At 46.8% G+C, this 19,594-nt stretch carries 18 protein-coding genes and 1 pseudogene; 12 read left to right on the top strand and 7 right to left on the bottom strand.

The window, feature by feature from the left end; all coding sequences use genetic code 11:
* The first annotated feature begins 35 nt into the window (after positions 1-35).
* Complete coding sequence (locus tag EPH95_RS19495; RefSeq protein WP_264371937.1) at positions 36-170, top strand: hypothetical protein; 135 nt, start codon at positions 36-38, stop codon at positions 168-170.
* Positions 171-321: 151 nt separating this feature from the next.
* Entirely contained in the window at positions 322-849 is a 528-nt protein-coding gene (locus EPH95_RS09850; RefSeq protein WP_142089556.1) for a hypothetical protein, read from the top strand.
* A gap of 10 nt (positions 850-859) precedes the next feature.
* Here the strand turns inward: EPH95_RS09850 and EPH95_RS09845 are convergent, their stop codons facing one another.
* From EPH95_RS09845 to EPH95_RS09835, 3 genes are all read right to left on the bottom strand, one after another.
* A complete protein-coding gene (locus EPH95_RS09845) occupies positions 860-1,144 on the bottom strand; it encodes a YtxH domain-containing protein (RefSeq protein WP_142089555.1) in 285 nt (94 codons plus the stop codon).
* Positions 1,145-1,192: 48 nt separating this feature from the next.
* On the bottom strand, positions 1,193-2,038 hold the full coding sequence (locus EPH95_RS09840) for a YihY/virulence factor BrkB family protein (protein ID WP_227003872.1): 846 nt from the start codon (positions 2,036-2,038) through the stop codon (positions 1,193-1,195).
* 83 nt (positions 2,039-2,121) lie between these two features.
* Positions 2,122-3,786, bottom strand: a complete 1,665-nt coding sequence (locus EPH95_RS09835) for a gamma-glutamyltransferase family protein (protein ID WP_142089553.1) — start codon at positions 3,784-3,786, stop codon at positions 2,122-2,124.
* A gap of 119 nt (positions 3,787-3,905) precedes the next feature.
* Here EPH95_RS09835 and EPH95_RS09830 point away from each other — a divergent pair, with 119 nt between their 5' ends.
* The gene (locus EPH95_RS09830; protein ID WP_142089551.1) at positions 3,906-5,000 is read left to right on the top strand and encodes a DUF418 domain-containing protein; all 1,095 of its coding nucleotides are present in this window, start codon (positions 3,906-3,908) and stop codon (positions 4,998-5,000) included.
* 425 nt (positions 5,001-5,425) lie between these two features.
* On the opposite strand, the gene eutB is transcribed toward EPH95_RS09830, so the two are convergent.
* On the bottom strand, positions 5,426-6,391 hold the full coding sequence (gene eutB, locus EPH95_RS09825; protein WP_142089549.1) for a hydroxyectoine utilization dehydratase EutB: 966 nt from the start codon (positions 6,389-6,391) through the stop codon (positions 5,426-5,428).
* A gap of 110 nt (positions 6,392-6,501) precedes the next feature.
* Between eutB and EPH95_RS09820 the strand changes: the two genes are divergently transcribed.
* Positions 6,502-7,449, top strand: a complete 948-nt coding sequence (locus EPH95_RS09820; RefSeq protein WP_142089547.1) for a cyclodeaminase — start codon at positions 6,502-6,504, stop codon at positions 7,447-7,449.
* Here EPH95_RS09820 and EPH95_RS09815 read toward each other — a convergent pair.
* Positions 7,446-7,835: a hypothetical protein gene (locus EPH95_RS09815; protein ID WP_142089545.1), complete on the bottom strand. Its 390-nt coding sequence runs from the start codon at positions 7,833-7,835 to the stop codon at positions 7,446-7,448. The genes EPH95_RS09820 and EPH95_RS09815 overlap by 4 nt on opposite strands.
* Before the next feature lie 152 nt (positions 7,836-7,987).
* On the opposite strand from EPH95_RS09815, the gene EPH95_RS09810 reads away from it, so the two are divergent.
* The 5 genes and pseudogenes from EPH95_RS09810 (at position 7,988) to EPH95_RS09785 (ending at position 13,024) form a co-directional block, all read left to right on the top strand.
* Positions 7,988-8,956: a sugar kinase gene (locus EPH95_RS09810; protein ID WP_142089543.1), complete on the top strand. Its 969-nt coding sequence runs from the start codon at positions 7,988-7,990 to the stop codon at positions 8,954-8,956.
* 16 nt (positions 8,957-8,972) lie between these two features.
* Positions 8,973-9,605 (top strand): bifunctional 4-hydroxy-2-oxoglutarate aldolase/2-dehydro-3-deoxy-phosphogluconate aldolase, encoded by a 633-nt coding sequence (locus tag EPH95_RS09805; protein WP_142089541.1) that lies wholly within the window; start codon positions 8,973-8,975, stop codon positions 9,603-9,605.
* A 294-nt stretch (positions 9,606-9,899) separates the two neighbouring features.
* Positions 9,900-11,071: pseudogene (locus EPH95_RS09795) on the top strand (IS3 family transposase).
* Between the two features lie 546 nt (positions 11,072-11,617).
* Positions 11,618-12,364: a hypothetical protein gene (locus EPH95_RS09790; protein WP_142089537.1), complete on the top strand. Its 747-nt coding sequence runs from the start codon at positions 11,618-11,620 to the stop codon at positions 12,362-12,364.
* A 348-nt stretch (positions 12,365-12,712) separates the two neighbouring features.
* Positions 12,713-13,024 (top strand): MerR family transcriptional regulator, encoded by a 312-nt coding sequence (locus EPH95_RS09785; RefSeq protein WP_142089536.1) that lies wholly within the window; start codon positions 12,713-12,715, stop codon positions 13,022-13,024.
* A gap of 57 nt (positions 13,025-13,081) precedes the next feature.
* Here the strand turns inward: EPH95_RS09785 and EPH95_RS09780 are convergent, their stop codons facing one another.
* Positions 13,082-13,825, bottom strand: coding sequence for an SDR family oxidoreductase (locus EPH95_RS09780; protein ID WP_142089533.1), 744 nt, complete (start codon positions 13,823-13,825; stop codon positions 13,082-13,084).
* 77 nt (positions 13,826-13,902) lie between these two features.
* Positions 13,903-14,715 carry an alpha/beta fold hydrolase gene (locus EPH95_RS09775; protein WP_142089531.1) on the bottom strand — a complete coding sequence of 271 codons (813 nt, stop codon included), beginning with the start codon at positions 14,713-14,715 and terminating at the stop codon, positions 13,903-13,905.
* A gap of 316 nt (positions 14,716-15,031) precedes the next feature.
* Here EPH95_RS09775 and EPH95_RS09770 point away from each other — a divergent pair, with 316 nt between their 5' ends.
* From EPH95_RS09770 to EPH95_RS09760, 3 genes are all read left to right on the top strand, one after another.
* Positions 15,032-15,481, top strand: a complete 450-nt coding sequence (locus EPH95_RS09770) for a MarR family winged helix-turn-helix transcriptional regulator (protein ID WP_160141714.1) — start codon at positions 15,032-15,034, stop codon at positions 15,479-15,481.
* Positions 15,482-15,502: 21 nt separating this feature from the next.
* Positions 15,503-18,784 (top strand): efflux RND transporter permease subunit, encoded by a 3,282-nt coding sequence (locus tag EPH95_RS09765; protein ID WP_142089527.1) that lies wholly within the window; start codon positions 15,503-15,505, stop codon positions 18,782-18,784.
* A 132-nt stretch (positions 18,785-18,916) separates the two neighbouring features.
* A complete protein-coding gene (locus tag EPH95_RS09760; protein WP_142089525.1) occupies positions 18,917-19,564 on the top strand; it encodes an adenine nucleotide alpha hydrolase family protein in 648 nt (215 codons plus the stop codon).
* Positions 19,565-19,594: the final 30 nt, after the last annotated feature.

The following is a 19,594-nucleotide window of genomic DNA, read 5'->3' as shown; positions in this document are numbered from 1 at the left end:
AATAAGGAGACGGATGCAAGAAAGGAGTGACACGATTGATCGTATTTACAGAAGGTAAAAAACTGCTGGAGCAAGATCTTATCGAGCAGGAAAAGATTGATCAAGAACAAGCACAACAAGAACAACAACAAGTGAACGAGCAGGCATTGGACCAAAAAGACGAGGGGTAAAACACCTATCACTCGCCTCCTGTTCCAAAAAGAGGTTCCGATGTTTCGGAACCTCTTTTAATGGGCATACCCCCTATGGAAAATAGGACAAAACGAACTTGGACAATGCGAATCACAATGGTTATACTTATGGCGAGAGGGGTGGGTGCCAATGGGAATGCTTTCTTTTTTTAAAACGAAATCAACCGATAACGAGCTTCCTTCTCCTGAAGTTCCTGAAAAAACGACTTGGGCCGAGGCGATGCACATCGAAGACCCTTTCGAAAAAGAAAAAATGTTATCTCTCGCTGAACGAAATGCAGAAAACGTGATTGAGTTGCATTTTATCTTCAATCAATTCATCCATTTATATTACAGGCAAAGGAATAAATGGACCCATGCTTCACGGCTCTGCAAGGAATACTGCGGCAGGGATATTGAAATTTTCCCGGAATTTATTGAAAAATTCATTACAGAAAATCTCGATGGTGATCGCGACCCTGAAAACTTACCGCTCATGCCATCCTTTAAACGGTTGATCATCATCCATGAAAACAACGGCGAAACCCAAAAAGCGATCAATGTATGCAGACTGGCCGTCGATCACCACTTGCGGGACGGATCGGAAGAAGGGTTCGAAGGCATGTTAAAGAGGTTAAAGGAACAACAACATTCGGACCAATCGGAAAACGCTACATAAGTCGACCCATTCATTCTCTGGTTCGATCTTCATTACCGGAGGATGTCAACTCATTCAGAAAACGTTCCGCTGTTTCAGCTGTCGTTTGGTTCATTTGATTGGCTGCGTTTTGCGCTTGGCCGCCCGCCTGGTTTGATTGTTCAGCTACATTTTTGAGCCCATTTGCCGTTTTATTTTTCAATCTCGCCGTTTGGTCATTAAGCTCTCCACGCATATTCTTCCCAGATATTGGCGCGGTAAGCAACATGGTCACCGCGCCGATGACCACTCCGATCAGAACATCTTTCGCGTTCATACACCATTCCTCCAGACAATTGATGATCGCATTACACCTTTATCCTGTTCATTTCCCCCTCTCTTCATTCGTCCACTTATAGAGCACCGCGTTGATTTGACCGCCGAGGATCAGGATAATGCCCGTTATATAAAACCAGATCATCAGTACGATGATGCCTCCGATTGCGCCATACGTCGCCTCATAATTCCCAAAGTTGGTTACGTAAAAAGAAAACCCGACGGAAATCAGCTGCCATCCGACGGTTGCCGTCACCGCACCCCAAAACACTTCACGCAACTTGAAAGAGGCGTTGGGCGCAGCACGGTACAACATCATCAGAACGAAAACCATAATGCCAACAGCGAACACCCACCTTAAAATTTGGTAGAGAAATTCCAACTGATCGGCAATGGGAATGAATGATTGAATGATATTCATAATCGCTTGTCCGAAAACAGGCAAAAACAAGGTAATAGCAACGACAAAAACCATCGAAAAGGTGAGTGTTATCGACAAAAGGTTCACGCTAAGGAAAGGCCTCGTTTCTTCGACGCCATAAGCACGATTCGTCGCGCGAATAAAAGCATTAATGCCCCGGGACGCTGTCCAAAGCGTGCCGATAATACCAATGGAAAGCAGCCCGCCCCTCGTTTCGCTTAAAAGGGAAGCGATATTATTGGCAATGATGTCCCCGGATTCCCCCGGCGCATACGCCTGAATAAGTTCCACCACCTGATACACCGGCAATGAAAAATAAGGAAGCAATGTGAGAATAAATAGCAATAGCGGAAATAAAGACAATAAGAAATAATACGCCAATTGTGCTGCCAGTCCCGTCGTCTCATCGTTTATAAATTTTTTCACGAGCATCGTGATGAATGCTTTCGGTTTTTGGATCGAGATCGTACGCACTTGAATGCTACCTCCCCCCTTTCGGTAGATTCAGTGTAGCATAAGATTCCATTACCCCCGGGCCCCTTTATGAAACACAATGTTTAATCCTTTGTATCCGAACTCCAATCGCCTTCTCGCCGATCGTCGGTTGCTCCTGACAAGGCACTCGATTCGCGGTCAATTGCCAAAGCTTGGATCGACCCAAAATAGAGATCGGTTGGAGGCTCACGTAATTCACTGTAACCGATGTCTGTCAGGTCATCTTGTTGTTCGGTTGCAGGAAATTCTTCCATGATGAGGGCATTTTCTTCGATATGAAACCGGGGAGCTTCCACTGCTCCCTCTAGGTCAGCGCCGTTCCCGGCCCAATCTGTAATCACTTGAGTCAGCATGATTGGAATCCGTTCCCCGCCTGGGCTCCCGATACCCATGACCGGTCCCTCTTCATCAGCGATGATCATTGGAGAGGACCATGTCACGGATCGCCTTCCGGGTTCCGGTTCATTATTACCGTCTCGGCCAATATCAAATCTCGCCATTTGATCGTTGAGAAAGAAGCCTTCCGCGTATTCGCCTGAACCCCAGAAATTCGTAATCGTGTTCGTCATGGACACGACGGTTCCCTCTTCATCAACGACCGTAATATGTGTCGTGTTGGGATCCATACCACCGTAAGGCTGTTCTGGATCAACGGACAATAGGCTGTCGTCGGGTATTTCCTCAGCCAAGCCGGCATTGCTTTCAGAATCCGTCAACTCCTCCACCGGAACATCAATAAAATCAGGGTCACCGACATCCGTTTCAAAAAACTGCTGGGACAGCCTCCAAGCCATGGCAGTATTATGAATGAATGCCGTGCTGTGTCTCTCCTCTTCCGCTATTCCCCTTTCTTCAAGAATTTGCAATGCCTGAATGACATTGGCACCGGGAAGCGGGGGAGGAGCACCGATCACTTCGTAGCCTGCAAACTCTCCGGTAGCCGGCTCATGACGCCCCACTTCATAATTTGCAAGGGAGTCCATATCTAGTCCTTCGATTTCAGAATCCAACGCTTCAGCGATATCCCCCTCATAGAAGGCTTCGCCGCCATCGTCACGGATCTCTCGCAATGTATCGGCCAGTTCTGCCTGCTCCAACTCGTCTCCTGGTCCCAAAGGTGCTCCATCCGGGTAAAGTTGGTCAAGCTGCTCTACAGGCAATCTCTCTTCGGAGGACTGGATCTGCTCGGCAAGCAAATCTGAAACCTCGGCACTTTCAGCCAGGTCAATGGCAGGATCAATCAGTTCTTGCCAGTCACTGTCTCCGTAGTCCGCATGTATATCCGTCATTCCGGCCACAAATCCGGGAACACCTATGTCAGAAGCCGGAATCCCGTCTTCCGGCACCACCTCACGGTAATCATAAGCTTCGGGGGCTTCCCCTTGCTCTTGAATCAGCGCCACACCTCCGCCGCCGATGCCGGAAGCGAATGGCTCAACCACCGAGATAGCATAAGCCGCGGCAACGGCAGCATCAGCAGCACTTCCACCTTCTTCCAGTACTTCCATACCGGCATCAACGGCATCCGGATGTCCCGCGCTTACACCGTAATCATATGATTCATCGGATTCTTCTTGCTCAGGGTCTGCTTCCTCATCATCAGCGGCTTCCTCCTCCGGAGGGTCACTCTCATCTTCAGTTTCTTCCTCCGGCGTGCATCCGCCTATGATAAAAAATATCAGTGCAGCGAAAGCTATTGCAGTAACGTTCATGTGCCTAGAGATCATATGCTTTCTCCTTTCGCAACTGTGTCATTTGATTTTTACAAAATTCTCCTATAGATGCAATAATAATGAGGTATTATCATTAAAATAGCCGAAGCTTCTCGGGAAAGAAGGTTCATCCTATGACATCAGCAAAAAAGGAAGATCAAGCTTCGAGAATAGAAATTTTGGATCAAATGCGAGGAATCGCGTTACTGGTCATTTTTTTAGTGAATATCCCCGGGCTTGCTGAGGTAATGACGATGGAAAGGCCTTCGATAAATGAATCGCTTCGGGATTTGGTAGACATCATATTTGCAGATACAGCGAGACCATTGTTTGCCTTTATGTTCGGCATTAGTCTTATCCTTATTTATAACCGATTAAAAGAAAAAAATATCAACCCATATCCTACGTTGTTTCGACGAATGCTGATTCTATTTTTTATAGGAGCCGTGCACGGTTTTTTCATTTGGACAGGCGACATCTTGCTCATGTATGCCAGCGCCGGCTTTGTACTGCTGTTTTTTTTAAAGCTTTCACGAAAAAGCTTACTTGTGACAGCATTGCTTTTTTGGCTTGGATTTACGATAGGAACAGATTTTTTCAGTTATGATCTCGATAATTGGCTGAAAGGGTTGTTAGGTTCCGGGGAAAACCCAAAAGGATGGGACTACCTTATGATTGAATTTACCGATATGATCAATCACATGGGTTTTTTTCTGTTTGGAATGTACGCGTATCGAATAGGAATATTTTCACTCGTGCCGGAACAAAGAAAAATAACGGGGCTGCTGACGTTTATTTTTCTTTCTGTTGGCCTGGCAGGGAAAACGGGACTTCATTATGAATTGGATTCGTTTTTCTTAAATAACCTGGATGGTTTTTATGCGTTTATGACAACAATGGGAATAGTGCTTGCCATTATTTTGTGGGGGACAAGCAGAGCGAAGGCCGTGCTCTTGCCATTTGCTGCCATCGGTAAGATGACCTTTACCAATTATCTCTTGCAATCGCTGGTGTTCGTTAGTTTGTTTACCCTTAGCGGGAGAACAATCTTTGACGGAACCGGGTTTTGGACGGAACCAAGCTATGTTTTTGCCCTCGTTACAGGGATCCTTTTCTTTATGATTCAAATGGTATATAGTCATTTCTGGTTAAAAAAGTACCGATATGGGCCTTTTGAGTGGTTGTGGAGAACAGGAACATACATGAAGGTTGTCCCAATAAAAAAATAGAAAGACGGGAGCCCCCATACAGGCTCCCATCCATGTTTACCCTTATTTATTTGATTGTTCATTCACAGTCAATGGAAAGACAATGGAAAGACATCGGGCCGCGCGTAATGGCTCGTGACATCAAAATCAAAACGTGCCTCTTGAATTTGGTTTAAATCTTCATGATATAAAGGGCCTTCGATATACTCCCCCAATGGGTTTATAACCGCGCTTCCACCACGGCAAAGTTCCTCAGGGTGATCCTAATGAACCTCAAAACGGTTAAAAATGTCGATTCGGGGTGCGTTGAAGCGCCCAATGCACCTCAAGACGGCCAAGATCGCAGATCCGGGGTGCGTTGAAAGGTGCAACGCACCCCGAAATAGCTGAAAACGAAGATCAAGGGTGCGATGAAAATGCCGATGACTAAAAAGACCAGTCTAAACCTACGTGCTTCCTAAATAATGCCCTACAATCTCTTGGTGGCTCTTCACATCAATTCCCGCGCCGGTTACAACAACCACCGCCGGTCCTTTCGGTTGAATGGTGCCATTCAATAGTGCGCCTACGCCAACAGCTGCCGCGCCTTCGGCGACGAGATGATGGTGCTCGAACAGAAAAGCCATGCCTTTCGCGATATCTGGTTCCGCCAGCCGCTTGCGCGTGTCTACATATTTTTGGATCGCGGGATACGTGTATTGGTTATCGAGTCCGATGCCTCCGAGCAGGCTGTCGGCATAGGTGGGATGTTCGGGAATCTCGATCGGTTTCCCTGCCGCGATGCTTTCATCCATAGCCGCGCCTTTCTCCACGCTGATGCCCGTGACATTGATGGCCGGGTCGGTATGTTTTATAGCCTCGCCGATCCCTGCCAAGAGTCCTCCTCCCGATAATCCTGCAACGACTGTCCCCACCTCAGGGAGATCCTCCAACAACTCGAGTGCGATCGTCCCTTGCCCGGCGATGATTTCCGGATGATCGAACGGCGGAACAATTGTTAAGCCTTCCTCACGGCTTTGCTTTTGACATGCCTCTCCCGCTTCATCCTGGCTTTTGCCGGTAACGACCAATTCCGCGCCACTGTCCCGTAATGCTTCTTTTTTTGCTTCCGTAACCGATTCCGATACGAAAATCCTCGCACTCATATTCATCTGATTCGCCGCATGCGCCACCGCGAGCCCATGATTACCTGTGGAAAACGCGCTTACGCCCCGACGTTTTTCTTCTTCTTTTAAAGCAGATAAAAAATTAAACGCGCCCCTGAGTTTAAATGAACGGCTTGGCTGCATCGTTTCCAGCTTCAAATAAACCGGAACCCCGCTTTTCTCCGAGAGTATGGGACTCGGGATGAGCGGAGTTTTATCTAAATGTTCGCGCAATCGTTTTCGAGCCTTCCAAATCGAACGCATCATGGATCCTCTCCTTTGCTCATATATTTAATATCTATCTGTCTTTTCCCACAAAATGCAGATTAATGAACCCTAAAAAAGGAAAAAGAATTAAAAAAGGAGTGTGATGGGTTATGGACATCTATCAAGAAGAAACAATCCGCCAACATGTGTCTCTCTCCAAAGAAGCGTTAACCCAAATCGAAAACGCGTTTCGCCGTCTTCACAAAGGAGGGGTATCGCAACCGCCAGTCATCCACGTCAACATTCCTGAACACAACGGAGAAGCCGATATCAAAACGGCCTACATCCCTGGCTTTGATACCTTTGCGATCAAAGTGTCCGCCGGTTTTTTTGACAATCCGAAAAAGGGTTTGCCCAGTCTCGGCGGTCTAATGCTCGCGATGGATTCGGAAACGGGCACCCCACGGGCATTGCTTCAGGATAACGGCTACCTGACCGATGTACGCACAGCTTTAGCCGGGGCGATTGCCGCAGACCAACTTGCCGTAAAAGATATTTCAAGCGTTGGTGTAATCGGCACGGGATTGCAGGCACGGTTGCAAGTCGAGGCGCTCCAACTCGTTCGTGCTTTTCACGAAGTGCATGTATATGGAAGGACAGCCGAAAACGTAAAAAAATACCAGCAGGAGATGGAAGAAAAATACGACCTTACGGTTCGATTGGCAGAAAGTGCAGAAGAAGTCGTGCGCGGGAACGATCTCGTTGTCACGACAACTCCCGCAGAGGAACCGCTCATTAAAGCAGAGTGGCTTCACGATGGATTGCATATTACCGCCATGGGCTCAGACGCTGAAAAGAAACAAGAGTTGGATCCGGGTATTTTTTCCAAAGCAGATGTGGTTATCGGTGATGTCACGTCACAAGTTTTTTCAATCGGGGAACTGCAACACGCGAAAAACATTATGAAGGAAGAAGATGTAACAGAGATCGGAAAAATCTTAAGCGGCGAGGCACCTGGTCGCACGAAGGATCAACAAGTGACCGTGGCGGACTTAACCGGCACAGGGGTCCAAGACACAGCCATTGCCAACTATGCCTTGGCGCAAATAAACGATTAATCGGTCACCTTTTGCTTAAGAACGATAAAGAAAAATAAGACGTAACTAGCGATCAATACCGTTCCCCCACCAATATAAATAATCAACGTTACGGCATAAGGCAAGGCTTCCAGCGCACCCGCGAGGTGAATCCACATGCCAATCACCAAAAAGGTCGTACCAATGATCGCTGTCCATGTCTGGGCACTCGCTAACCGCCTTGACACGGAGAAAAGTTGGTAATAAATGCCCCAACTGAAAAGCGATAACCACCCGACCACAAGGGCGTGGGCATGCACGGGTCGTAACGCCGGCGACCCGGCGCCTGCCATATGTCCGCCTAGGCCTACCCCGATCAATCCGAAGATGGCAGCGCATACCATCAAACGTTTTGTATATCGATTCATTTCAATCTCTCCTCTCTGTTAAAGACCCTATCATAGTGAGAGCGAATGTTCACGATTCGCACATAGCGTAATTCGACAGTCTTGCGAACAATTTGGCAGCGGTTTATGATAATATGATAGTAAAGATATCTTTACATAAACAGGAGGGAACAATGGATACGGAAGTCATTACGCTCGGAGAAACAATGGTTATTTTGGAAGCGACCGAGACAGGGCCAATGAAATATACAAATTATTTTCAAAAGCGACACGGCGGTGCAGAATCCAATTTCGCGATTGGCGTGACGAAATTGGGCCATGCAGCCACTTGGTTTAGCAAAGTCGGCAATGACGAACTCGGGGAATATTTGTTGCACGCGATTCGCGGCGAAGGAGTGGACACCTCATTTGTGACGACCGATGCTGCTGCACCGACTGGATTGTATTTTAAAGAAAAAAGACGCCCCAATCAAAATCACGTGCATTATTATCGCGCAGGATCAGCGGCGAGCAAATTATCTCCTGATGATCTTCCTGATCGTTTATTTTCATCAGGAAATATTTTACACATCTCAGGGATCACGCCATTTCTGAGTGAAAGTTGTGATGAAACGGTGGACCGTGCGATTGATGGTGCGCGTGAACACGGGCTGATGGTTTCTTTTGACCCGAATTTGCGTTTTAAAATCATGCAATGGTATGGAGAGGAGAATGCAAAAGAACGGATACGGGCGCTCGCCGCTAAATCCGACCTCTTTTTGCCCGGCATTGATGAAGCCGAATGGCTATACGGCACGCGTGATGAGCAGAAAATTGCAGCGCGGGCATGGAAAGACGGAGTAAAAGACATCGTCATTAAAAGTGGAGACAGCCATTCGTATTACGCTGACCGTTATAAAAAAGAAGGCCGCGTTGCCAGCTACATGGTGGATGAGGTCGTGGACCCGATCGGTGCCGGTGATGGCTTTGCCGCAGGTGTGATTGCCGGATTGCTGGAAGGGGAATCCCTTGAGGAAGCGGTACGGTTGGGATCAGCTGTCGGCGCGCTCGTCGTCAGTTCCCCGGGTGACATAGAAGGATTGCCGACGCGAGCGGAAGTAGAAGCTTTTAAAGGAAAAACAACGACAGATGTAAGTCGATAAAAAAGGAGCATCTGAGATGAAAAAAGAATTGCCGCAATTGCTCGAGCCCGGCGTCGTTGCCGTTATGCGCCGGCTGCCTAGTGAACATATTCAGGACATTGCCAATGCGCTGGTGGCCGGGGGTGTGACCGGGCTGGAAGTCACCGTCGACTCGGATGATGCATTTGATTCGATCCGCGAGCTTCGCGAACGGCTGGGTGATCGTGCGGTTGTCGGAGCGGGGACAGTATTGGATCAGGAAACCACCGTCCAGGCCATTCAAGCCGGCGCACAATTTATTTTCGCCCCGACGCTTGACCGCGCGACCATTGAAGCAAGCAATCGGTACAACACGATCGTCATCCCTGGCATCTTCACGCCAACGGAAGCATTGCAAGCGAAAAACTGGGGGGCCGATCTCGTAAAAGTTTTCCCGGCCGATTCTGTCGGCCCCGCTTTTATAAAAGCGCTGCAAGGCCCGCTTGGGCACATTCCGATGATGCCCACGGGAGGTATTGACCTCGATAATATAGCCGATTATATGCGAGCCGGAGCCGTCGCCGTCGGAGCAGGAGGTTCATTGCTGGATAAAAAGCTGATCGGTGAGCAAGATTGGGATGGTTTAACCGCACACGCGAGGAAATTTGTCGCGGAGGCTAAGCCGCGGTAGAGACAGAAAGCCTGCGGCTTAAGGAGCATGGGAAGCTACCATAGGGAGCTATCGCCTTTCCGGCGTTTCGCACTGTTCATGGACCTCGGATCTGCGTTTTATCCCTTATCGGGGTGCGTTGGATCCTTCTTCGCACCCCGGATCAGCGATTTTTGCCATTTCGGGGTGCGTTAGTGCCTTCTTCGCACCCCAGTTCAGCTATTTTTGCCATTTCGGGGTGCGTTGTGGAAGTAGAATAAAAGTTGGACACACAAAATTGGTGCATTGTTAAAATGGATCTAAAGGAGTGTGCCTATTTTGCAACATCATGATATAGAATTTAAACGGTATGCGGTGAAACTTATCGTTCATGAGGGTAAAAAAAGAGCAGATGTCGCGAGAGAGCATGGAATCTCCGCTAGCACGCTGGAAAATTGGGTGAGAAATTATCGTGAGGATAAGGGGGACTCCCTTTTCGGAAGCGGTTATCTCACGCCAGCGGAAGAGCAACATCAACGGGACGTGAAAAGAATTGAGGAATTGGAAGAAGAAGTGGCGATTCTAAAAAAGGCAGCGGCCTTCTTCGCCAAAAACCAGGAGTGATCTACCACTTCATCGAGGAACACCGACAAGAGTTTCGTGTGGCGAAGATGTGCGAGGTTTTAGGTGTTTCCAGAGGCGGCTATTACGAATGGCGCAACCGCCCGCAATGCCCGCAAAAACAGCGAAAAGAAACCATCGTTGAGGCCATCGAGCAAATCTTTATCCAATTCCGGAAAACGTTTGGGAGTCCGCGGATAACGAGGGAACTGCATAAACACGGCTTTACAGTCACTCAGAAAACGGTGTCGAATTATATGCGAGAATATGATCTTCGCCCAAAGACCGCCATGAAGAAAGGGAAAAAGACAACCGATTCCAATCATGATCACCCGGTGTATCCCAACCTGCTTCAACGGGATTTTCATACAGATCATCCCAACGAGGCTTGGGTGGCGGATATCACCTATATCTGGACCCGGGAAGGCTGGCTTTACCTGGCATCGGTGATGGACTTATTTTCTCGTAAGATCATTGGCTGGAATATCAGTCACCGTCTCACGAAAGAACTGGCCATAACTGCCTTACATCGGGCGATGCGCCTTCAACCTCCGCAAGAGGGACTCATCCACCACTCAGACCGGGGGAGCCAATATGCCTCCCATGACTATCAGGCTATTCTCCAGGAACACGGCATGCTCACAAGTATGAGCCGGAAAGGCGATTGTTATGACAATGCGTGCATCGAGTCTTTTCACGCTACCATTGAAAAAGATCTGCTGGCCCATGAAACCTACGATACACGGGAGGAGGCTAAGATGAGCGTTTGGGAGTACATTGCCTGCTTTTACAACGAAGAACGTACCCATTCCACCATTGGCTATATGTCGCCTAACCAATTCGACCGGCAGTATAGACAAGCTCAAAGAGGCGACATGACGGTGTAACGAAAAAACGCTGATAGCAAATATGATCGTTATGCTGGGAGCCGTGAAGTTTACCTTTGACAGCTGTGCCCGATGCCCCGATTCACCGGTTGGGGATGGGGCCCCTCCGCCGAATCGGGAGCATCGATCGGTTCGTGGTACACTGACGGATGCGGCTGATGCGCCCATGAGCTTTTTTCTCCCAGCCGCCATCAGATGCACACCACGAACCGAAGCAGCTGTCAAAGGCGGCGGATTCAGAAATAGCAACTTGAAACTTGAGGACTAAAAAGGCACCAATTTTCTGTGCTCGTATTATTGACATAACTCCACAACGCACCCCGGAAAGGCAAAAAACGCAGATCAGGGGTGCGATAAATGGTCCAACGCACCCCGGAAAGGCAGAAACCGCTGATCCGAGGTGCGATGGAAAGCTCAACGCACCCCGGAAAGGCAAAAAACGCAGATCAGGGGTGCGATGGAAGGCTTGAGACACTGTATAGTGATTTTTAGCTTTAAGGGCGGGTGCATATCAAACATTTATTTTTATTAGGGATGGTGTGTCTCTTGGTCGGATGTGGCAATGAATCTTTTGACGAAGAAACGTTTACAGTTTCCGGGAAGAATGACATAAAAGAAGCATACGAAAACGGGGATCTCGAGGGAAAAGTTTTCGACTATGAAGAACGCTTTAACCAAAATGACTATGCCGGCGATATGGATGCAGATAGTCAAACGAAATTTGTAGAAGGTCCAACCGATAGCAATGTATTAATTTCTGCCCCGCACACAACCACTCATATACGCGAGGGAGAAATCCGTGATGCTGAAATTTATACCGGGTCCACGGTCTTATTGATCCAGGCATTTACGGGCGCTCATGTGATTTATAATGCGCACGAGGGCGAGGACGCTAATTATGTTTTTGGCGGTCCTTATAAAGAAAAAATCGGAGATATCGTCGAGGATTATAATATAGATCTCGTTATCGATGTGCATGGGGCAAGCAAAAGCCGGGAGTTCGATCTGGAAATAGGGACAGACCATGGGGAAACCGTTAGCGAAGAACGAGTGGAGTTTTTAAAATATATCCTTGAAACCAACGGTATTCACAACGTCCATAGAGACGAGATGTATCCGGCAAGCAGAGAGGGGACCGTTACTCATCAGACTTGGCACCATTACCGAACAGAAGCGATGCAACTGGAAATCCATAATGATTACAGAAATCCGAGGAATGATTTGGAGTCTTACGCCGAAATGCTAAAATCCCTTGTATATTTCGTCGACAATGCTACTCATATCAACGATTGAAGAACGTTAGGGTTGGGCGTTTTCTCCGAACCTTGACGTTATTTTTTTAATGTTATGCTTTATTTGGCCCAAATACCCGTTTTTCTGAAAAGGAAGTTCGACCGCGGAGGCGTTTATTTAAGGTTTGTCTCCATAGGATGTGTAGCATTCTGATCTCCCACCTGCTTTACTTAGCCCGTAAACAATTGACGTACAAATGATTTCGTCAATATTTATATCCCCCACATTTTTGCTTGTTTGTTAGATAATCTCACATATCAATTGAAATTATTAGTTACTATTGCTAGTTTAAAGTAAAGTGGTTATTTTATGTTAAATAAGTTAACATACTGCGAGGTGGATGTAACCGTGGAGTCAAAAACGTCCTATAAAGAGAAAAAAGTCATTTCAATCGGTGTTATGAGTGAATTAACCGGACTATCAGTAAGGCAGATTCGATATTATGAAGAACGGAAACTTCTTTTTCCGGAAAGATCTAAAGGGGGGAATCGCAAGTATTCTTTTTCTGATGTCGAATTATTAATGGAGATCGCGAATGAAATGGAGGATGGTGTGCAGACATTTGACATTAGGCAAAAGAGAATGAAAAAAGAAAAAGAACAAACGCGTAAAAAAATGTTAAAAGGGCAAATAAATGCACAGTTTGGAATTCGCAAATAAGGGAAAGGAAAGCCGCCAAATATACCGGCGGCTTTCCTTTTCGCCATTAGTCTCTCTTTAAAGTTGTTGCGACGTTGGGCGAATAAGCATTTCGTTGATCGATACATCGGCAGGTTCTTCAACGGCAAAACGGATGGAGCGGGCAATGGAGTCAGGGTGAATTGCCTGCTTATAAAGCTCATCAACCCCCGGTTTTACATCGGTATCGGTAATGGTATCGGTTAATTCCGTATCGATGGCCCCGGGGGAAAGGATGGTCGTCCGAATATTATGCTCCGGTGCTTCCTCTTTTCGCAGTCCCTCCGTAATGGCACGAACCGCAAATTTTGTGCCGCTATAGACCGAACTCCCGGGGAATACTTCATGGCCGGCGATGGAAGAAATATTAATGATATGCCCTTCTTTTTGTTCCCGCATTTGCGGGAGCACGGAGCTGATCCCGTAGAGAACGCCTTTGATATTTACATCGACCATGCGCTCCCATTCGTCGACCTTTTGATTGTTTAGCAACGACTGTGGCATTAAGCCGGCATTATTGATCATGACGTCAATTTGCCCAAATTCGTCAATGGCGTGTTGGGCCAAAGCCTCGACTTGTTCCCGGGAAGTAACATCCACAACCTTATAAGTAGATGCTGCCCCTTCCTTGTCGAGGTTCTTTTGGAGCTCTTGCAACCGTTCTTTGCGGCGGGCTCCCAAAACAAGTTTAGCGCCATGGGATGCAAGTTCTTTGGCTGTTGCCTCCCCAATGCCACTGGAAGCGCCTGTCAGAATAACAACTTTTCCCTCAACGTTAGACATATTCAATCCCATCCTTGTTTTATATTGTTGATCTTTAGCAATTGTGACCATAAGGCTTTTTCCAGATCATCAACATGTTAAACATCAGCGTTTAGCAATTGTAATAAGGTTTGATTGAAATCTTCCTGTTGATCATAAAATAAACCGTGGCCGCTCTCTTCGAAAGGAATAAGCTCGGATGCTTGAATCTCGTCGTTAAGGATTTGAGCGAACGTAAACGGGCAAATCTCATCTTTTTTTCCATGTAAAATATACGTTTTGGCCTGAATGTCGGTTAGTTCAGCGCGTAAATCCTCGTCTCGCAAAGATTCTGCCGTGCGGATGGTTCCGTGTCCGGAAGCTTCCAATCCTAATTGGAAGAACCATTCATTAAAAGGTTCGCTTACCTCGGTCGCGAACATGTTCTCGCCAAAACCGGCAAGGGCCGCCGGCCGGTCATCATAGGTCGACTCGATTAAGCCGTTAACGTCTTCTTTTGTCATGCCGTAAGGATAGTCCTCCCGTTGGGTGAAAGAGGGGGCGGCGGCACCTAATAAGAAAAGATTTTGAAGGCCGCTTTCGCGATATCGTGTCGCGTAACGAATGGCGATGGCTCCACCCATCGAAAAACCGGCTAAATGAAATTCATCAACATTGGAGAATCGTACAATCGCGTCGATATCATCCGCCATATGGCTGTAGTCGTAACTGGAAGCAGGCTTTCCGGATCGTCCAAAGCCTCGCAAATCCGGAACAATGCAGCGATACCCTTGCTCTGTTAGAGCAGTAACCTGATATTCAAACATCTTGTTGTTCAACGGCCACCCATGGATGAGGATAATGGGCTTGCCTTCTCCTGTGTCTTCAACAAATAGGTTTACTTGGTCGTTAGTTCGAACGAAATATCCCACAGAAACCGCCTCCTGCTAAATAATAATAAGTTATATCCTCTTGTTAATCGAAGCATTAGAAAAGACGAGCATCACATCTACTTTGTACTATTAATGAGGGTATACTGCCCTTTATTTGGGAGGAATATACTTGGGCAAAGGACGTTCAATGACAAACGTAAAGGCAGTGAACTTCATAAACATTTCACAAACTTAATGATTTAAACATTGATATCCGTGCATAAACCTGGTAAAGTCCAAACAGTTATTAATTGTTTCGATACTTATAAGTTAAATATCTAAACATTTTATAAAAATAATAATGGAGGAGAGTAGGGTGCATGAACATCAAGTTATTTTTCAAGAAATCGTAGAAATGATGAAAAGAATCGAGCGAGACTTGATTCAGCAACAGCAACTTCCGACCTTTGATATTATCAGTTTGACAAAAAGGCAAGAGTCGATTTTGATGTATATTTTTTCCAATGAGAACGTAACGATGTCCGACATCGCTGCTTATTTTGACATCTCCCGAAGCGCGGTTAGTCAAACCTTAAATAAATTGGAAGAACAAGACATTATTGTTCGTTCGATCAATCAAGAAAATCGCAGGGAATTAAACCTATCCCTTGGGAAAAATGGGGAAAAGCTTCATCAAGAATATAAAAAAATAGAGGAAATGATTGTTCAGAATTACTTTTCGCAAATAAAGATTGAAGATTTACGGCAAGTTCGAGACATTATTCGCAAACTTGAAGGAATGATTGTCGAGGGAGAAAACCAATAAAGCAGATACGGAGGCGTGAACGTGAAAATATCCAATTTTTCGATCGGAAAACCAAAATTTACGATAGTAATTATGCTCCTGTTCATCATTGTCGGCATCGTTTCGCTGACACGATTGCCGCTTAATCTTTTTCCGGATGTAGAAGCCCCGGTAGCCGCGGTGGCGACCAGTTACGAGGGGGCAGGCCCGGAAGAAGTCCTCAGTGATGTGACAGAAGAACTGGAAGGGGAACTGGCTGCCACTTCTGGTTTGGATGATATGACATCACAATCGTCGGAAGGATCATCCATCATCATTCTGGAATTTACCCAAGATACGTCGATTGATGAGGTTGAAACGGATATTGTGTCAACCATTACGCAGGCAGAACTGCCGGATGATGCCGGACAACCGTCGTTTATCGAGTTTGACCCCTCCATGCTGCCGACCATGCAGCTCGCCGTTTCGGGAAACGGTGATGAAGTCGGTGATTTTCAGGATGATGCTCTCGACTTGCATCAGGAGTTGTCCCGCATTGATGGGGTCGCGGACATCGAAGAAGATGGCTCCCTTACCGAATTATATGACGTCCAGCTTAATCAAGATGATTTAAATGATGCCAATATGACGCAAAGTGACGTTGTTGACGTTATCCAGGGCCATGATATCGCTGTTCCCGGTGGTGTTATCGAGGATGACGATCGTAATATAACCACGCGTGTAATGAGTGAGTTGACGGACCAGGAAGACCTTGAAGAGCTTGTCGTCTCCCAAGACCCGGCAACCGGAGATGAAATTACACTTGATGATGTTGCCAGTATTTCATTTACGACAGAAGATGAGGATGCCATTACCAGGGCAAATCAGGAAGCCGCCATGCAGTTCAGTGTTATGGAAGAGTCCGATGCCAACACGACACAAGTGGAACAGATGTTTAATGATGAGTTGTCAACGTTATTGCAAGAGGACGCTTATGAAGATTTAACGGTCACTACCCTTTATAGTGAAGGGGAGTTTATCCAAGATGCCGTTGATAACGTTGCCGCTATGTTAGTGGCCGGTGGCGCTCTCGCCATGGTTGTCTTATTTGCTTTCTTGCGTAATCTGAAAACACCGCTGATCATAGGACTTTCCATGCCGTTTTCAATTATTGTCACTTTTGCCCTCTTTTATTTTGCCGATATGAGCTTAAACATGTTGACGCTTGGGGGGCTCGCGCTCGGTATCGGGATGCTGCTGGACAACTCCATTGTTGTGATCGAAAATATCTATCGGCATCTCTCGATGCGTAAACCTCCGAAAGAGGCCGCATATGAAGGAACGAAAGAAGTGGGGGCAGCCATTACGGCGTCAACCCTGACGACGATCGCCGTCTTCCTTCCTGTTGTATTTATTACAGGGTTGGTTGGAGACTTATTTGCTCCCTTGGCGCTTGCTGTTTCTTTTAGTATCCTTGCATCATTAATTGTGGCGCTCACTGTCGTACCGATGATAGCGAGCCGCGTGTTACGCACGCCATCGGAAAACGTGGAGGAAGAACGTCAAAGAAACTCCCGTCTCATTAACGTAGTAGAGAAGGGAGCAAAATGGGCGCTCAGGCGTCGTTTTGTGGTCGTCACCATCACCTTGGTCCTGCTTGCCATCGGCGCATATGGGTTGACAACCGCAGGTCTGGAATTTATGCCTGAGGCTGATGAAGGATCATTTATGGTGGAAGTCGAACATGACTTTGGCACCCAACTGGAACAAACGGACGAAACGGTTGCAGACATCGAAGAAGAAATTGACGATCACCCCGAAATTGATAACTACATGAGCACAGTCGGATCCAGTGCCATGGATGAAGGCTTAAGCGAAGAAAGCCATATTGCCGAGATTATGATTAATCTGGTCCCGGTGAACGACCGAGACATGACAACAACGGAATTCTCGGAAATGGTTGAAAGTGACCTTGAGAATATCGATACAGATGCTGAAGTAGACGTTAACGTGATGTCGCAGGCAGCGATGGGTGATCCGAACACCTACGCCTTCTCGATCAACGACCCGAGCAGTGAACGTCTGGAAGAAACGGCGGATGATTTGGTGGAGGAGCTGGAAGATGAGTCCGCAATCAATCAGGTGGATACCAGCCTGGAAGAGACAGCCCCGGAACTCCAAGTGCTTATTAATGAGGATGATGCCAGGGATGAAGGGCTTGTTCCGGCACAGATTGCCGAGAGCGTAAATGAAGTAACAACCGGCGTAACGGCAACCTCCATTCAGTCGAATGAGAATGACTTGTATGAAGTGAATGTCCGTGGCGAGGAGGAACTCACGGAAAGCGTGGACGATTTTGAATCGATTACGATCCAAAACGAAGATGGCGATAATATTCCGCTCTCAGATGTGGCTGACATCGAAGAAGGGGAAGAACCTGCAACCATCGAACGAGCAGATATGATTCCTTCGGTTGAATTTGATGTCGTCTACGGCAGTGGATATAATTTAGGAGAGATATCCACGCTTGTCGATGATGTTGTAGCCGATTATGAGCTTGAAGACGATGCTGAATACGTCGTCGGCGGGGATCAGGAGATGCTGGATGATGCCATGGAAAGTATGGTACTTGCCTTTGTGCTCGGGATCATCTTTGTATACCTTGTCATGGTTGCGCAATTTGAGTCCTTCAAGTATCCGTTTGTCATCATGTTTACAGTTCCGTTCTTTGTCATCGGGGTTATGTTGGCACTGACGATTACGCAAACGCCGATCAGCATCGTAGCCTTAATAGGGATGCTTGTCCTTACCGGTATCGTCCTTAACAATGCTATTGTGCTCGTGGATTATGCCAATCAAAGAAAAGCGCAGGGGATGAGGGCCTATGATGCCTTAATTACTGCCGTGAAAGACCGTGCCCGTCCAATATTGATCATGGCCATCAGTACCATCTTAGCGGTTGCCCCGTTGTCACTCGGTATCGGTGAAGGCGCGGAAATTCAACAACCCATGGCGATCGTTGTCATTGGCGGGTTGATCAGCAGTACCTTCCTAACGCTCTTTGTCATTCCGGTGATTTACAGCTTTGTGGACCCTGAAATTCGCAATATGAATAAGAAGTATGTAACACCTGAAGGGGACATTGTGTACGCCAGAGATTTACCTCCAAAACAGGAGAGTGGCTCCGGCGAAGATGTAAGAGAACGAGAAGTAGAGCAAACGGATGAGCCTGCTACTTCTGATTCTACGGAAGAACATTCCAGTGATGAACGAGAAAAAGACCTATCCGGTGATGACATCATGGATGCACTGGAAGAACTTCTTCGTCGCAGACGAGATAAGTAATTACTATGTAGCGGTTCCCTGAGGGATTCAGGGAACCGTTCATGTATTTTCGGCAGGGTATGTACCTCGCCTGGAAAATGCTGTTGAAAATGTGATAAGCTGAAGCTTATCATCACCGTTGAAGGGAGAAAAATGATGGATAAAGAAAGAATTCTCGTTTGCATTAATTATGGGCAGCAAGGCGAAAGATTAATTAAGAGAGGAGCTTCCATTGCGGAGAAATGGAATTGTCCTTTATTCATTCTCGTTTTTGACGCTTTATCGGAAGAGGATTACAAAAATGATAAAAGCGTAGACATGCCGATTTTTCAGGAACTTGCAGATAAATATGATGGAGAGTTGATCATTAAAAATAGCAATGCACATAACATCACGAAGGTCATTACAAAAACGGCAAAAGACGTCGACGCCACCCAAATTATTATCGGACAAAGGACTGAGAATATCTGGACGACCTTGGTAGGGGGCTCCATCATTGATATTCTCCTTGAAGACGTTCCCGGGGCAGACCTGCACGTCATTCCAAAATCACGCGCCGATGAGCCGGAAGATTGGGATTTCGAACGTGGGGTAACTGCTTACCTTGATCAGCAACCCGATGGCACGTATGAATTAAGTTTTAACCAAGATGCAGACACTGATTATGAAGGGATATTTTTCAAGCATTTAAACACAGATTTCAACAACGGCATCTTCGCTTTAGAACAAGAAAAAAGGATTTATGAAGTTCGAGTCAAAGAGGGCATTGTTTCTAAAATAGTCGATATTGATGAAGAATAAAACAAGGCGTTCCTGATACAGGGGACGTCT

The organism is Salicibibacter halophilus, assembly GCF_006740705.1.
GTDB classification, from domain to species: domain Bacteria; phylum Bacillota; class Bacilli; order Bacillales; family Marinococcaceae; genus Salicibibacter; species Salicibibacter halophilus.
This window is presented reverse-complemented; position numbering and strand designations above follow the sequence as displayed.